Consider the following 15363-nt stretch of genomic DNA (forward strand, 5'->3'; position numbering starts at 1 on the left):
GGTTACTTCAGCGGCAGCTCAGCATCGGGGCCAATTTTGGGCTTGCATGTTGCCAGCCACCCCGGCATTCCTCAGTTGATGCTGGGACAGCTCCAGAAACCGGGCAACCACCGGGCGAAACGCATTATCCGTCAGACCCTGGCCACCTACCGGCAGAAAGTAGTCTCTCTGCTGAATCTTGGTATTGAACAGCAATGCATAACCCCGACCATCGACACGGAAGCTGCTGCCGTGCTCTATCTGGGTGCCATTCAGGGGCTGGTAGTTCAGGGCATGGTGGGTGGCGATGTCCGCGACCTGGAACAGGTAGCCCCTCGCATATTCCGGTTGTTCAGCGCAAGCTTCCAGGAGATTCCCGATGACCCGAAAAAATAAGCTCATCCTCGCCCTGACGCTGATTGCCGGCATCGCCTTCGTGGTGATCATGGTGAAACTGAAGCAACCACCGGAGCGCACAGCTGAACAGCTGGCAGCGACACCAGCCAGGCTCCTTGAAGTTACTCCCCTCACCGTTCGCACCGAAGCACGTGGTTATGGTCAGGTGTTACCGGCCCGGAGCTGGAAGGCAGTGGCCAATGTGGGCGGTCGCATTATCTGGAGGAGCCCGGAGCTGGAAAGCGGCAACCTGATCCCCGAAGGCACCCGCTTGCTACAGATAGACCCGACCCGCTACGAACTCGCGGAAGCCTCCGCCAAGGCCGATATCGCCGGCCTTGAGGCAGAGCTTCGGCAACTGGATCAGGAAGAGCAGAACGCCCGGGAACTGCTGAAACTGGAAAACCGCCGGCTGGCCCTGGCCCAGCGGGAGCTGGAGCGGGCAAAAACCCTGACGGATCGTGGTGCCCTGTCTGAAACCCGGCTGGATGAACAACAGCGGGCCACCCTGCAGCAACAACAGGCTGTGCAGTCACTGAAAAACCAGCTCAACCTGATTCCGGTAAAACGGGAGACCCTGAACGCCCGCCTGGCCCGGAGTGATTCGGCCCTGGCCAGTGCCCGGGAAGACCTTAAAGATACCCGGTTTGAAGCCCCCTGGGATATGCGGGTTCACCAGTCCGAAATCGAAACCGGGCAACAGATGAGCCCCGGCCAGACCCTGTTTGTGGCAGACGACATTTCTGCCGCAGAAGTCACGGTGCAGCTGGAAATGTCCGAGCTTCGGAACGTGCTGTCCCAGATCCCGGGTGCTCCCGCCCCGACAGCCCCTGGGGAAGCACCCGAGGGTTTTCCCGATTTCCACCAACAACTGCCGCTGGACTCACTGACGGTGTGGGTGTACCCCACCGGCGCTCCCGACAGTCGCTGGCCCGGCAAGCTGACCCGGGTCACCAGCAGTCTTGATCCGGCCACCCGCACCATTCAGGCGGTGATAGCGGTGGAGGAGCCTTATCGCAATGCCAACCCGCCAGCCCGGCCACCGCTGGTACGAAACATGTTTGTGCAGTCGTCTATCACAGCGCCTACACCCAATCCAGTGCTGGTGGTGCCGGCCAGCACCATTCACCAGGGCGAGGTATACCTGGCGGACAGAGATGACCGCCTGAAACGCCAGCCAGTCACCGTTGCCTGGCAGCAGGGTGACCTTGCTATCGTTACAAACGGTCTGAAGCCGGGTGACCGCCTGATTCTCGATGATCTGGTGCCGGCCATTGAAGGCACACCGTTAGCCCCGCAAACCGATGATCAGGCCCTTAAAGCTCTGCAGCACCAAGTTATGGGAGAGCAACGGTGATCCGCTGGTTCGCCGGCCACCCCACCGCCGGCAATCTGCTGCTGATTCTGATGCTGGCGATGGGCTTGTTTGCCGCACCGAACCTAACCCGGGAAACCTTTCCGGACTACCTGCCGCCGGAAGTCAGCATCACCATAGAATACCGGGGGGCCACTGCGGCGGATGTGGAAGAAGCCATCTGCCAGCGCCTGGGTGAGGCGCTGCAGCGGGTGGACTACATGAAGGAAATCTCCTGCACTGCCCGGGACAACCAGGCCCAGACCATTGCCAGCATGTCACCAGAGGGCGATATGGGCCGGTTTCTGGATGATATTCGCACCGAAACCGAGGCCCTGACCGACCTGCCCGAAGAAGCCGAAGACCCGATTATCCGCGAGCTCTACCGCACCAACCTGGTGGCCGCCATCGCGGTTTACGGACCCATGAGCTTCGCCCATCTGGAGACTTACACCAACCAGCTGCAAGACCGGCTTTTCGCCATGGAAGGCGTGGCCGATGTCATTCCCGTTGGTCTGTCCCAGCGCCAGTGGCACATCGAAGTCTCCCGCGACCTGCTGCGCCAGTATAGCCTCGGTGTGCGAGACATTGCCCGCGCCATCAGCAGCCAGAACCTGGACATGCCCCTGGGCAACATTGAAACCGACAGCCAGGATATACAGCTGCGGTTTGTCGATGAACGGCGCTCACTACAGGCCCTGGCCAAACTTCCGGTCGTCGGTGGCGAAGCCGGTGCCGTGCTGACCCTCGGCGACCTTGCCACCATTACCGAAGCCCATGAACGGGAAGAGGAACGGGTGGAATTCAACGGCCAGCGCGCCATCGTTCTGGAGGTTCACAAGAACCGCCATGACGATGCCCTGAGGGTCATGGACTCGCTGCAAACGTTCGTTGATGAGGAAAAAGCCCGCCGGGCTGGCACTGTAGAACTGGAAATCACCCAGGATATGACGTCGATCGTCAAGGACCGCCTGCAAATGTTGGTGGCCAACGGTATCACCGGCTTACTGCTGGTGGGTCTGGTAATGGCACTGTTCTTCCGCCCCCGGCTCGCCTTCTGGGCACTGTTCGGCCTCCCTGCCGCCTTTGCCGGAGCCTTTGTGATGATGGTCCTGACAGGGCTGTCCCTGAACATGATCACCCTGGTGGCCCTGCTTATGGCTATCGGTATTGTTATGGATGACTCGGTGGTGATCACCGACAACATCGCCCAGCGTGCAGCCGAGGGTTGCAGCCCGCTGGAAGCGGCGGTCACAGGCACACAGGAAATCCTGCCCGGGGTGCTGTCGTCATTCCTGACCACGGTTGCCGTGTTCATTCCTCTGGCATTTCTGGCAGGAGAGTTGGGGTCAGTGCTGGAGGTCTTGCCGGTCGTTCTTATTGCCGCCCTGGCCGCCTCACTGATCGAAGCATTCTGGATACTGCCCCACCACCTCAGAAACGGCCTGGGCAAGAAGCGCGAGAAAGCGCCTTCCTGCTTCCGCTCTGCTTTCGACAGTGGCTTTGAAAAGGTTCGCGAAAAAGTGGGACAACTGGCCGACAGCGCCATCCGTTTCCGTTACGGCGTATTGGCGGCCATGCTGCTGACTATCCTTGGCTCGGTGGGGCTGATGGCCGGCGGTCATGTACGGATGGAAGCCATGCCGGAGATTGATGGTGACGTACTGGAAGCCCGGGTGCTGATGCCCCAGGGCACACCCCTGCATCAGACACAGGCCATTACCAACCGCATAACCGAAGCCATGCAAAGACTCAACGAGGAATACGCTCCGGAGCAGCCCGGCCGGCAAGCTCTGGTGAGAAACATCCAGACCCGCTTCAACCAGCACGCGGGGGCTGGCGAGAAAGGCGCCCACGTGGCAACGGTTATGGCAGACCTGCTGACCGCCGAAATCCGTACCGTGGATCTGGTCACCCTAACCGACCGCTGGTACCAGGAGATCGGCGAAATCCCCGGCCTGATTGCCCTGAACATCCAGGAGCCCGGCTTCGGCCCCGCGGGCGTTCCCATCGAAGTCCGCCTGCAAGGCACCGATCTGGACGAACTGAAAGCCGCGGCCCGCTATCTGAGCGAAGAAGTCGCCAGCTATAACGGTACCTTCAACGTGCTGGATGATCTTCGCCCCGGCAAGCCCCAGCGGATACTGACACTGAACGACAGCGCCCTACCCCTCGGCCTGAACACTGCTGAAGTAGCCAGCCAGATCCGCACCGGCCTTCTGGGCGATATTGTGGATACGGTGCAGATCGGTGACCAACACATCGAAATCCTGGTGCGCCAGGCCAGCGCCGAACGCAACACCCGCCAATTCCTGGAAGATACCGTGATCACCACGGCAAAGGGCCAGATGGTTCCGTTGCGCGAAGTGGCGACCATCGCCGAGGAACGGCAATGGTCACAGGTCACCCGCATTAACGGTCTGCGCACAGTAACCGTATCGGCCGATGTGAACGGCCGAAAAACCAACGCCGATGCCATCGTGGCGGACCTGCAGAACCAGGCGTTTCCGAAGCTCCGTGAGCAATGGCCAGAGATCAGCCTGCAGGTGGAAGGCCAAACCGCCCGCTCCCAGGAAACCGGCCAGTCCATCGCCCGGGGGCTGCTGATCGGCCTGCTGGGGATCTTCCTGATCCTGTCGTTCCAGTTCCGCAGTTACCTGGAGCCGATCATTGTCATGCTGTCGATCCCGGTGGCCTTTATGGGCGCGGTCTGGGGTCACCTGCTGATGGGCTACAACCTGTCCATGCCCTCGCTGATCGGCGCGGCCTCACTGGCGGGTATTGTGGTGAACAATGCCATTTTGCTGGTTCAGTTTGTCAAAACCTACCGGGAACGGGGCATGACCGCCACCGAAGCCGCCGGTGCCGCCAGCCGCGCCCGCTTCCGCGCCATTCTGATTACCACAAGCACCACCATCGCCGGCCTTCTGCCCCTGCTGGCCGAAACCAGCACTCAGGCCATGGCGGTGATCCCGCTGGTGATTTCGGTCGTCTTCGGACTGCTGGTGTCTACCATTCTGATACTGCTGGCATTGCCGGCGCTTTACGTAATTCTGGAGGATCTGGGATGGGCCGCCTCCGCTAACTCCGGATAGCCCGGAAAGTGGGGACAGCTGTCAGAAATTAGCATATCTCAACAGGCATACTATCTGATAGTGATAACCTGAACGGCGCTCGCCATTCATTAATAGAGGGCTATACCATGACAAAAACAACCTGCGCACTTCTGGCCACCCTGGCACTGAGCATCGCTCTGCCGTTCACTGTCACGGCGGATGAACCAGTCACCCCCAAGCTGACCGACAAGCTGGACCGTCTGCTGCGCGAAGAGATGCGATCCATTCAGTCGACCATGGGGCAGATTCATTCGGCCATCGTCATGGGCCAGCATGACAGTGTTGCAGAGAATGCCCAGAAGATTCACGACAGCTTCATCCTGCAACAGTCACTGACCGAACAGGATCGCAAAGACCTGATGTCGGCAGTACCCAACGGTTTTATCAAGCTGGACAAGGAATTCCACCAGCTTGCTGCATCGCTGGCAGAGGCAGGCAGGGGTAAAGGCACGAAAGAGCAGCACAAGCTATTCAGCGAAATGACCGGCAACTGCATCCAATGCCACAGCAAGTATGTGTCTGACCGTTTCCCTGGCGTTCAATCCTTAAATGACTGACCGGCCTTAGCCGACCAGTTCCATTCCCGGTTTGCCGTACCAGTATCCGTTGCAGGGTGGCGCTTCCACCAGTTGCAGCGGATCGGTTGCCGGTGTTACACCCCGGCGCACCTGATCAAAGCGGTGCACCACTTCATCCATACCCTGATGTTCCGGGCTCAGTCGGATCGTTGACACCCCCATCCGCTCCATCTCCGGCAGCTCCCGCATCAGGTCATAGCGCGAGCCAGACAAGGTGGAAATACCGTTGATCCGGAACAGCTCCTGAGATTCCCGGGAGCGCAATTCCATACCATCGGGATGCTCGATGCAGCGGAACTCGCAGTTATCTTTCGGAAGATTGTAATGCCGTGCGGTGAAGCAACGGGATGACCAGGCCAGGGGCAGGAAGCCCCAGGCGAATACCTCTGCCGGTAAGTCCAGGCCTTCCTCTTTCAAACCCTTGATCAGCTGATCCAGGGTTCCCTTGCCCAGTTCCACCGGCAGGTTCCAGCCCCTGAGGCCCTGTTTTGCCAGCACCTTGAGCGTGGCCACGTTGTAGACGTTCATGGACGGGCCGGTTATGAAGGGAATGTCATTACGAATAGCCACCTGCAAAGCGCTCTGGTCATTCGCTTCCACCACAAACTCGTTTTGGTCACAGATCCGGCGCAGACGGCGCAGATCCGCGTCGGATTCGATCAGCGTCTGGGTGGAAAGCACTACGTCCTTCCCGCAGGCTTTCAGATCACGGGCCAGATCAAACCAGTCATCCGGTTTCAGCTCACGGCGACGACTGCACACGGCTTCGCCCAGATAGATGGTATCCACCGGCCACTCGGCGGCGTTGGCATAGAAATCGAAAACGGTTTGCCTGGACCAGAACCACAGAATCGGGCCCAGCGATAACTTCATCATAATCGGTAGAACCTTATTTCCACTTGCGATGGTATGCGCCCAGCGTTGTCAGGCCGCCTTCGGAAAGTCCCGCCAGGGTGCTGCGCCACTGCGGGTCAACCGTAAACATGCCGGAGCCGGACTCGAGATGATCAAGCGCGTGGCGCCAGGTGCGGGCAACATCGGCGATATAGGCGGGGCTGCGCTGACGACCCTCGATTTTTACGGCACTTATGCCCAGCTCCCGGAGATCCGGGAGAAGGTCCAGCGTATTCAGGCTGACCGGTTCCTCAATGGCGTGGTAGACACTGCCCTCCACTTCGAAACGGCCTTTGCACAAGGTCGGATAGCCGGCGGATTCACCCTGGCCATATCGGTCAATCAGCACATCGTTCAGCCGGGATTCAAGCCCCCGCGGTGTCTCCTGCCAGCGCACAGCCTTGGCCGGAGAGCAGGCGCCACGGGTATTGGGGGACTCATCGGTCAGGTAGGAAGAGAGATAACATCGACCCTCGGCCATGATGCACAGACTCCCGAAGGCAAACACTTCCAGCTCGACCGGGCTGTGTTTAGCCACACCACGAACCTGGTCCAGCGAGAGAACCCGGGGCAGCACCGCCCGGCGGATATCGAAGTTATCCTTGTAGAACGAGAGCGCCTCGTGGCTGGTGGCAGAGCCCTGCACCGACAGATGCCGGGGAATATCCGGGTACTTGTTGGCGGCATAATCCAGAAGGCCCATATCGGCCAGGATAATGGCATCCACACCCAGGCTTGCGGCGCGGTCTACCGCGCCCTTCCACTGCTCCCAGCCATCCGGTTGCGGGTAGGTATTGATGGCACAGAACACCCGTGCGCCTCGCAGGTGGGCATAGTCAATACCCTCGGCGGCACGTTTGTCGTTGAAGTTCAGGCCGGCAAACTGGCGGGCGTTGGTGCTGTCCCGAAAACCCAAATACACGGCATTGGCACCGTTATCCACCGCGGTTTTCAGGGCTGGCAGGCTACCGGCCGGGCAGACGAGTTCCATGGCATTCTCCACTTCAAGAATGCCGGTACCTTACCGCTACTCGCGCAGGAACTGCCTTGACCTTTGTCAGCGCAAGGTTCGAAGGTTCAGAGACTACGGCCCCGGATTACCCGAAGCAGTATTACCACAATCGCGACCACCAGCAGAATATGGATAAAGCCGCCCATGGAATAGGAGGTCACCAAACCCAAAGCCCAAAGAATCAGTAGAACAATGGCAATTGTTTCCAGCATGGCTATGCACCCCTGTTGAGCCCAGCACCAAACCATGAGCATTTTGACTCATGGTTCGGACGGACCGATCTTAATTCTTACCGAAGAATTCCTTAACCTGCTTTTCAGCCTCTTCGCGGGTTATGGCATACCGCTCCTGAATCAGGCCTGCAAGCTTGTCCTTTCGCCCTTCCGCCGCAAGAAGTTCGTCCTCTGTCAGATTGCCCCAGACCAGCTTTGCTTTTCCAACCTGTTGTTTCCACTTTCCTTTCATTTCGTCTGCACTAAACATGCTCATGATCACACCCTCCTCTGGCTATAACTTCGGTTTCAAGCTAGCTCGTCGCCATACCCGGGTCTGTTCGCTGGCACACACAGAGGAATACCTCCAAAGTGGTGCTCTACGCACTTATACCTATGCATATTTTTCTTTATATATGCCAGTTATTTAACAATCACTTACAGTAGCTTACAGGCCTGAAACTACCTCCACAGCTACCCCGTCTCGCCGATAGCAGCCGGCCTACCGGCACCGGGATAATGAGCGCATTCCCTGATCAAACAAGGCAAGGCTATGAACTTCATCAATAATCTCTCCATGCGGGGCAAGCTGACCACTCTGGTGGTGCCTGCCCTGCTTGTTATTCTCTATTTCGCCGCTGAGAGCATTGCTCTGAGCTACAACGAGCTGAGCAATATGCGCCAGTTGCGTTCCATGGTGGAACTCGCTGAAATCGGCGACCCTCTGACCGAGAGTCTGCAGAAGGAACGCGGCAGGTCCGCAGTCCTCTTCGCCAGCCAACCCCGTACCGACGCCGCCCGCCAGGCCGAGCTTGAGCTGGCGGAGCAACGGCGGCAAACCGATACCCGCATTTCGGACTATCGCCGCGGAATTGACGCCCTGCTGGCAGGCGCCTCCTTTGATCGCAGCGTTGAAACCAGCCTACAGGCAGTGAGCCAGGGCCTGGCCAACCTGAATTCCCTGCGCAGTTCAATCGATAACCGAAGCATTGCCGCGGGCGATTCCGCGTCGCGCTACACCGCAATGATCATGGAACTGATTGACCGGATTGCTCTGATTATCCGACAGACCACCGATCCGGAGCTGACCCGTGACGTTAATGCTTACTACGCCCTGGCGGAGTTGGCAGAGCGAGCAGGCCGGGAACGCGCGGTTGGTGCATTCCTGATTCGCAGCGGAAACTTTGATCTTCCTACCCTGCGCCGTATCGCCGGACTCGGCGGGCAGCAGCAAGCCTACTTCAACGAAGCACTGGCGATGCAGGCCTCGGACACCGCACTTCGCGCAACTCTTGAAAAACAGTCGGGCACTGCTGCAAGTCAGTCCCTGGAGGAGAAGCGCGAAACCCTGTTCAGCAGTCCTTCCGGCATGTATGCCCTGGATGCGGCAGACTGGTTCAACAACACCACCGAACGGATTGGCGAGCTCAACGGGTTTCGTAAGGACATGCTGGCTGATGTAATGGCTCTGGCCACCGCCGGGGTCGCCGACGCCCGCAATGACCTAATCACTGCATCCGCCATTGCGGCAGGCGCGGTTCTGGCGATGCTGGTGCTTATGCTCGTCATCATCTGTGCCATCAACCTGCAGGTCGGGCGCCTGCTTGAAGGCGTGCAGTTCGCCATGGACAACAAGGACCTGACCCGTGACATTGAAATCGCCAGCACGGATGAAGTGGGCACTATTGGCAAAGCGATCAACGAGTTGTTCGGGCGCTTCGGCAACGCCCTGTTGCAGATCGACAAATCCAGCGTTCAACTGGCGACGGCTACCGAGGAAACCAGCTCCACGGCTGGCCAGAATTCAAGCCAGGTGAAAAACCAGCAGCAACAGATCGAACAGGTGGCGGCAGCTACTGAGGAGATGTCGGCCACTTCCGAGGAACAGGTTGCAGTAACCCGGGAACTGGCAGGCAGCATGGAATCGGTCAGTGAGGCCGCGATCCTGACGCTGACCGGGTCCCAGGAAATCACCCAGGTGACCGGCGAGCAGGCACGGCTGGCGAGGGTACTTCAGGACCTTGCCAATGAGTTCAAGGTGCCGGCGTACAGCTGAAACCAACAGAAGTAAAAAGGGGTCAGATGAAAGCCTTCATCTGACCCCGACTTCACTCGACTTTGAATATGGGGTCAGAAGAACGCTTTCTTCTGACCCCGAGTTCGGCCCCCCGTCTTCGACAGGCCTGTCAGATAATCCGGGAGAACCGCTGGCTGGCGCCTTCCTTGCGGTAGAGATCAAAGATCTGGCAGATGGCCCGGATCAGCAACCGGCCTGCGGGCTGGACCTGAAGAACGCTGCCGTCATCGGCAATCAGTTCATCCTGCACCATGGGCTTCAGGCGGCTGAGTTCATCCGCGAAGTAGCGGTCCAGGTCTTCCTGCCACACCGCCGCGAACTGCTGGCGATCCAGCCGGAACTGGCAGATGAGCTGGCCGATCACCCAACGGCGAATGCGGTCGTCACGGGTCAGGTTCACGCCTTTGGTGATCGCCAGTTGGCCGGCATCAATGGACGCTTCCCAGGACGGCAGGTCGTGGTTGTTCTGGAAATAGGCATCGTCGGTCTGACCAATGGCCGACACACCCAGGGACACCAGATCGCACTCCGAATGGGTGGTGTAACCCTGGAAGTTCCGGTGCAGCCGGCCTTCCCGCTGGGCCACAGCCAGGCTGTCATCCGGCTTGGCGAAGTGGTCCATGCCGATGTATTCGTAGCCGGCTTCCAGCAGGCGGTTGATGGTGTTGTGGAGAATGGTCAGTTTCTGCTGCGGGCTCGGCAGCGTATCGGACTGGATCCGGGTCTGCGGATAAAAGCGGTCCGGCAGGTGCGCATAGCTGAATACGGAGAGCCGGTCCGGCGACATTTCGATGACCGCCTCCAGGGTTTCCGCGAAGCTTTCCGGGGTCTGGTAGGGCAGGCCGTAGATCAGATCCAGGTTAATGGAGCGGAAGCCAATCCGCCGTGCCTCACTCAGCACGGCCTCGGTCATGTCCCGGGGCTGGATGCGGTTCACCGCCTTCTGCACCTCGGGGTTCACGTCCTGGACACCCAGGCTGATCCGGTTGAACCCAAGATCCCAGAGTGTGGGCAGGGTGTCCTGGTCCACTTCCCGAGGGTCGATCTCAACGCTGTAGTCCCGGTCATCACCGGTTTGCAGATTGAACAGCTCCCCATACCCCGCCATCAGATGTTCCATCACCTCCTTCGGCAAAAACGTGGGGGTGCCGCCGCCCCAGTGCAGCTGGGTAACCGGTCGGTTCGCACCGAACAGCCTTGACTGGATGGCGGCTTCTTTCAGCAGCCGCTCCACGTAGGGCATGGCCTTGTCACGTTTCTTGGTGATCACCTTATTGCAGGCGCAGTAGTAGCACAGGTGCGCGCAGAACGGCAGGTGGGTGTAGAGTGATAATGGCCGGTCGCTGGCCTTGCTGCGGGCGGCGGCCTTGACCATGTCCTCAATCGGGTAGTTCTGGTTGAACTCAACGGCCGTTGGGTAGGAGGTGTACCTCGGGCCACTGAGGTCGTAGCGGCGGATCAGGGCGTCGTCCCAGATGAATTCCGGCAATGCGGAGTCTTGGGTTTTGAGTGCAGGGTCGGAGGTCATAGTAAACTCGGGGTCAGATGAAATTGGGGTCAGATGAAAGTTCATCTGACCCCATGTTCAGGGGAGCTGGAGGGATTTTACGGTAATCCTTCGGCTCGCATTTTGATGCGGGTCAGCTGAGTTTCAGTTTACCAGTTTGTTGTATGAACCACCCTTGGGCTGTTGGCGTACTTCTACTACCTCTTTTGGGGAGTTTTGGTGTTCGGAGGCGAATGGCTGGCGGTCCATGCCGATGCCTATGACTGGATAGAGCTGCCCAATGTGCTGGGCATGGTGATGCACGCCGATAACTTGCTGGCACGATTGGAACACATATAACGATGGTGCTCACGGCGGCCCGATTTCGCAGGCCAGCACCAGCGCCCAGAATTCCGAGAAATCGTTGACTACGACATCCGGCTTGTCGGGATGTTTGTGGGTGCCCGGAAAAATCTTGTTCAGCCACGGCAGGTCCCATTGCGCGCCGTTAAAGAACACCGAGGTCATGCCCGCCCTCTTGGCGGCAATCACATCGGTGGTGCTGTCACCCACATACCAGACGCTCGGGTCCGGCGGATAATCCAGTTTCTGAACTGCCAATACCAACTGATCCGGATGCGGCTTGCGCATTGGTGTATCGTCGCCGCACACATCCACATCGAAAAGATGGGTCCAGCCGGTGTCTTCCACCGCAGCCAGCTCATGCTCAAAAAACTCCCGGTCCCGGTTTGTGATCACCCCGATCTGAATCCCCAGACGCCGCAATCCCTCCAGCACTTCACACACCTTGGGTTCAAAAGCTTTCACCGTGCCATAGTGCTTCCGGTAGTGGTGATTGAAGGCTTTGTGGGCAATCTGTTTGGCTTCCTGATCCTCCCCGAACAGCACTTCAAAAATGTCGGTCCGGGAGATTTTCCGGTCGGCCTTCACCTTGGGGTGTAGCCTGGCGAACTCGCGCACGTAGGCAACCAGCCTGACGTCCTCCGGTGTCTTGCTGTCCTCAGGGGCCACCATCCGGTCCATCAGCCTGAGCCGGTGAAAGTCCGGCAACATGTCATCCACCGCGTGGTACATGGCGTCCAGGGTATCCACCAGAGTCGCGTGCCAGTCGAACAGGATGACCGCCGGCCGGACCAGTTTGACGGCCGCCGGGTGCCAGTCCGGTTCTATCCGGGGTTCGGGGCGCTGAGGGGGTGGGTAGGGTCTCGGTCTTACCTCCGCGGGCGCCTGACGGAACGCCTCAGGCTCATTCCTTTCGAGCAGCGCCAGCAGATCCATCAGGTCCTCGAAGCTGTCAAGAATGGCTGCAGGGGCGTCCCGGTGTGAGAACCAGCTATCTATCCGGCCCGGTTCCCAGCAGGCACCGTTATAGAAAATGCCGGACACACCGGCCTTGTTGGCGGTCAGCATGTCGACGTAACTGTCACCGATATACCACGCCCTCTCATCGGCCGGCAGCCCCAGTTTCTCAAGGGCCTTGAGGATGACTTCGGGATCCGGCTTGTACTCGGTCACATCATCCGCGCACACCGTGGCATCGAACAGATCCCGCCAGCGCCCCTCGTCCACCGTGCGCAGCTCTTTGTCGAGGAACTCCCGGTTCCGGTTGGTCGATACCGCCAGCCGGATGCCCATCGCCTTCAGGGCCGACAGGTACTCATAGGCACCAGGCTGGAAAGGTCTGACCTGCCCGAAATACCGACGGTACGCCTCGTTATAGGCCTTGTGGGCAATCAGCTTCGCGGTTTTATCCTCGCCAAAAATAGCGTTGAATATGTCAGTCCTTGATACCCTGCGCTCCGCCAGTATGCGTGGATGCAAGCGGCGAAAAATCCGGATATAACGAACCAGCCTGGCATCATCGGCAGTGCGGCACTGACCCTCCGGCAGCAGCCGCTCCACCAGCCCCAGATCCTCCAGCTGCGGCAACATGTCTTCCATGGCACTGAACATGGCATCGTGGGTGTCGACAAGCGTGCCATGCCAGTCGAAGATCAGCACTGACGGAGCAGACAGATGATCACTGAACCGGGCCATAAACAATCCTTTGAAGCTTCAGAAGCGGCCCAAAGTACAATCCGCGAGCCACTCCGATCAGTTGCCGCTGTTCGACTAGTCAGTTGCAGCCTTCTTCACTCTTTTTCAGCCCGGCCTTCTCCAGCGACGGCAGAACCAGTACCGGACAGGGGGCATTCGCCGAGACATACTCCACGGTCGCCCGACGCAGGGACCAGCGACCACAGCCGCCACGGGATACCAGTAACATCAGGTCGGCACAGAGCTGGCCCGCCAGGCCCACCAGTTTTTCGCCGGCATTTCCCGCCACCACATGCAGGTGCGCGTCACGGTCCAGAGGCAGGTATTTGCGTGCAAGCAGATCCAGCACCTCCCGGACCTGCGCCTCCTTCTGCTCGGGCGCTTCTTCGGTAACATGAGGAAAAAACCCGCCACCACCGGGATTATAGACGCTGGCCAGGTGCAGCTCACCATCCTCCGCCAGCAGGTCCATGGCGGCTTCCAGGGCACGCTTGCCCTCGCCGTCGTCTTCCGGATCAATGGCGATCAACAGTTTCCGGTACATAGTCGTTCTCCTGTTTGGCTTCGGAGGTGGCCTCCACTTCCGGGAAGGCCCGCCCCTGGACCAGTTCGTTCATGCTGTAGCCCCGGTAATCCGCACGCAGCGCCCTGACCAGGGCCACCGCCATGAAGACCAGCAAAACACCGAAAGGCAAACCCAGGGAGGTGATCACGTTCTGCAGGGCATCCAGCCCACCCGCCAGCAACAGGGTGGCGGCAATAACGCCCTGGGCCGCCGCCCAGAAGATGCGCTGGCGCACCAGGGAGGGCTGGTCATCCCGACGGGTCAGCATGTCGATCACCAGGGAGGCGGAACCGGATGAGGTGGTGAAGAAAATAACGATAATGGCGACACTCAGGGCCGACGCCACGTCTGCAAGGGGAAAAGCCTCGAGAAAGGCAAAAATCGCCACCGATGGGTCCTGCTGCACCTGCTCCGCCAGCGCAATCTGGCCGTTCATCTCTACCTGAATGGCGGATAACCCGAAGATCCCGAACCACACCAGCGTGAAGGCCGTGGGGGCGAGCAGAACACCGGCGACAAACTCGCGGATGGTCCGGCCCCGGGAGATCCGGGCAATGAAGATACCAACGTAGGGTGCCCAGGAAATGGTCCAGGCCCAGTAGAACAGGGTCCACTGCCGCTGCCAGTCGGTTTCCCTGAACGTCTCGGTCCAGAAAGCCAGCCAGGGCAAGGCGTCGAAATAACTGCCCACGCTCTGGACCATACCCTCGGCAATAAACACGGTGGGCCCGACGGCAAGCACGAACACAAGCAAGACCACGGCCAGCACGATGTTAAGCTGGGATAGCCGGCGCAAGCCCTTGTCGAGCCCCAGGGCCACCGAGGTAGCCGCGATGCCGGTAATGACCGTAATCAGAATAACCTGAACCACGCCGGTGGATGGCGTACCAAACAGGTAGTTCAGACCACTGTTCAATTGCAGGGTCCCCAGCCCCATGGAGGTTGCCATACCAAACAGGGTGCCGAGCACGGCAATCACATCCACCGCCCAGCCCCATGGACCGAACGCCCGCTCCCCGAGGATGGGATAGAACAGGCTGCTGATGCGCATGGGCAGATTGTGCCGGTAGGCGAAGTAGCCGATCGCCAGCCCCGGTATCGCAAAGATGGTCCAGGTATGCAGGCCAAAGTGATACAGTGCGATGGTCATGGCATCGCTGGCAGCCCGCTCCGAGCCCGGCTGCACGCCTTCAAACGGGGGACTGGCGAAGTGGGACACCGGCTCGGCGACGCCCCAGAACATGAGTATGGTGCCGATGCCAGCGGCAAACAGCATGGTGAACCAGGTCAGGTTGGAATAATCCGGGCGGCTGTCGTCTGCTCCCAGACGGATATTGCCGTAACGGCTGACCGCCAGGCCCAGCAGGAAGATCAGCAGGGCGCTGACAGAGAGAATATAGAACCAACCCAGGTTACGGGCCACCCAGCCGGTGAGCAGCCCGAAACTTTCGGCAACGGTTTCATCAAACGGGACAGCCAGGGCAACAAAGAAGGCCGCTACCCCGGCGGAGGTGAAAAACACCCCTGGTATGGTCTGCAGTCCCAACCGGCGTTGCAGCCGTTCCAGCATAAAGCCTCCGTTTCTTCGGGAAAGGATCCGCCAAAGGCCTTACGCTACCACACCCGCGAACCGATT

13 protein-coding genes are annotated in these 15363 nt (G+C 59.4%); 5 read left to right on the forward strand and 8 right to left on the reverse strand.

Annotated features, from left to right (window positions below):
- Nucleotides 1-36 precede the first annotated feature (36 nt).
- From AC13C0_RS03890 to AC13C0_RS03905, 4 genes are all read left to right on the forward strand, one after another.
- Nucleotides 37-375, forward strand: coding sequence for a hypothetical protein (locus AC13C0_RS03890; protein WP_341582587.1), 339 nt, complete (start codon nucleotides 37-39; stop codon nucleotides 373-375).
- Nucleotides 359-1732 (forward strand): efflux RND transporter periplasmic adaptor subunit, encoded by a 1374-nt coding sequence (locus tag AC13C0_RS03895; RefSeq protein ID WP_117618222.1) that lies wholly within the window; start codon nucleotides 359-361, stop codon nucleotides 1730-1732. Before AC13C0_RS03890 ends, AC13C0_RS03895 begins: the two co-directional genes overlap by 17 nt.
- Nucleotides 1729-4824 carry an efflux RND transporter permease subunit gene (locus AC13C0_RS03900; protein ID WP_482953977.1) on the forward strand — a complete coding sequence of 1032 codons (3096 nt, stop codon included), beginning with the start codon at nucleotides 1729-1731 and terminating at the stop codon, nucleotides 4822-4824. Before AC13C0_RS03895 ends, AC13C0_RS03900 begins: the two co-directional genes overlap by 4 nt.
- Nucleotides 4825-4931: 107 nt before the next feature.
- Nucleotides 4932-5402: a cytochrome c gene (locus tag AC13C0_RS03905; protein ID WP_117618224.1), complete on the forward strand. Its 471-nt coding sequence runs from the start codon at nucleotides 4932-4934 to the stop codon at nucleotides 5400-5402.
- 6 nt (nucleotides 5403-5408) lie between these two features.
- On the opposite strand, the gene AC13C0_RS03910 is transcribed toward AC13C0_RS03905, so the two are convergent.
- The 4 genes from AC13C0_RS03910 to AC13C0_RS03925 all read right to left on the reverse strand — a co-directional run bounded on the left by AC13C0_RS03910 (nucleotide 5409) and on the right by AC13C0_RS03925 (nucleotide 7818).
- On the reverse strand, nucleotides 5409-6299 hold the full coding sequence (locus tag AC13C0_RS03910) for a U32 family peptidase (protein ID WP_117618225.1): 891 nt from the start codon (nucleotides 6297-6299) through the stop codon (nucleotides 5409-5411).
- A 13-nt stretch (nucleotides 6300-6312) separates the two neighbouring features.
- Nucleotides 6313-7308, reverse strand: a complete 996-nt coding sequence (ubiU, locus tag AC13C0_RS03915) for a ubiquinone anaerobic biosynthesis protein UbiU (protein ID WP_117620332.1) — start codon at nucleotides 7306-7308, stop codon at nucleotides 6313-6315.
- 86 nt (nucleotides 7309-7394) lie between these two features.
- A complete protein-coding gene (locus tag AC13C0_RS03920; RefSeq protein WP_117618226.1) occupies nucleotides 7395-7541 on the reverse strand; it encodes a lmo0937 family membrane protein in 147 nt (48 codons plus the stop codon).
- A 70-nt stretch (nucleotides 7542-7611) separates the two neighbouring features.
- Entirely contained in the window at nucleotides 7612-7818 is a 207-nt protein-coding gene (locus AC13C0_RS03925) for a CsbD family protein (protein WP_117618227.1), read from the reverse strand.
- A 276-nt stretch (nucleotides 7819-8094) separates the two neighbouring features.
- On the opposite strand from AC13C0_RS03925, the gene AC13C0_RS03930 reads away from it, so the two are divergent.
- Nucleotides 8095-9597, forward strand: a complete 1503-nt coding sequence (locus tag AC13C0_RS03930) for a nitrate- and nitrite sensing domain-containing protein (protein ID WP_482953978.1) — start codon at nucleotides 8095-8097, stop codon at nucleotides 9595-9597.
- A gap of 130 nt (nucleotides 9598-9727) precedes the next feature.
- On the opposite strand, the gene hemN is transcribed toward AC13C0_RS03930, so the two are convergent.
- From hemN to AC13C0_RS03950, 4 genes are all read right to left on the reverse strand, one after another.
- Entirely contained in the window at nucleotides 9728-11146 is a 1419-nt protein-coding gene (gene hemN / locus AC13C0_RS03935; protein WP_117618229.1) for an oxygen-independent coproporphyrinogen III oxidase, read from the reverse strand.
- Between the two features lie 327 nt (nucleotides 11147-11473).
- Nucleotides 11474-13162 carry an HAD family hydrolase gene (locus AC13C0_RS03940; RefSeq protein WP_482953979.1) on the reverse strand — a complete coding sequence of 563 codons (1689 nt, stop codon included), beginning with the start codon at nucleotides 13160-13162 and terminating at the stop codon, nucleotides 11474-11476.
- A 79-nt stretch (nucleotides 13163-13241) separates the two neighbouring features.
- Nucleotides 13242-13706 carry a universal stress protein gene (locus tag AC13C0_RS03945; RefSeq protein WP_482953980.1) on the reverse strand — a complete coding sequence of 155 codons (465 nt, stop codon included), beginning with the start codon at nucleotides 13704-13706 and terminating at the stop codon, nucleotides 13242-13244.
- Complete coding sequence (locus AC13C0_RS03950) at nucleotides 13678-15297, reverse strand: BCCT family transporter (RefSeq protein ID WP_482953981.1); 1620 nt, start codon at nucleotides 15295-15297, stop codon at nucleotides 13678-13680. Before AC13C0_RS03950 ends, AC13C0_RS03945 begins: the two co-directional genes overlap by 29 nt.
- Nucleotides 15298-15363: the final 66 nt, after the last annotated feature.

It is taken from the genome of Marinobacter sp. B-21 (assembly GCF_056857895.1).

What these genes read in the sequence shown, in the direction of transcription:
- AC13C0_RS03895 (WP_117618222.1), top strand. Translation starts at nt 359, where the DNA reads ATGACCCGAAAAAATAAGCTCATCCTCGCCCTGACGCTGATTGCCGGC.
- AC13C0_RS03905 (WP_117618224.1), top strand. Translation starts at nt 4,932, where the DNA reads ATGACAAAAACAACCTGCGCACTTCTGGCCACCCTGGCACTGAGCATC.
- AC13C0_RS03910 (WP_117618225.1), bottom strand. Translation starts at nt 6,299, where the DNA reads ATGATGAAGTTATCGCTGGGCCCGATTCTGTGGTTCTGGTCCAGGCAA.
- ubiU (WP_117620332.1), bottom strand. Translation starts at nt 7,308, where the DNA reads ATGGAACTCGTCTGCCCGGCCGGTAGCCTGCCAGCCCTGAAAACCGCG.
- AC13C0_RS03920 (WP_117618226.1), bottom strand. Translation starts at nt 7,541, where the DNA reads ATGCTGGAAACAATTGCCATTGTTCTACTGATTCTTTGGGCTTTGGGT.
- AC13C0_RS03925 (WP_117618227.1), bottom strand. Translation starts at nt 7,818, where the DNA reads ATGAGCATGTTTAGTGCAGACGAAATGAAAGGAAAGTGGAAACAACAG.
- AC13C0_RS03930 (WP_482953978.1), top strand. Translation starts at nt 8,095, where the DNA reads ATGAACTTCATCAATAATCTCTCCATGCGGGGCAAGCTGACCACTCTG.
- hemN (WP_117618229.1), bottom strand. Translation starts at nt 11,146, where the DNA reads ATGACCTCCGACCCTGCACTCAAAACCCAAGACTCCGCATTGCCGGAA.
- AC13C0_RS03940 (WP_482953979.1), bottom strand. Translation starts at nt 13,162, where the DNA reads ATGGCCCGGTTCAGTGATCATCTGTCTGCTCCGTCAGTGCTGATCTTC.
- AC13C0_RS03945 (WP_482953980.1), bottom strand. Translation starts at nt 13,706, where the DNA reads ATGTACCGGAAACTGTTGATCGCCATTGATCCGGAAGACGACGGCGAG.
- AC13C0_RS03950 (WP_482953981.1), bottom strand. Translation starts at nt 15,297, where the DNA reads ATGCTGGAACGGCTGCAACGCCGGTTGGGACTGCAGACCATACCAGGG.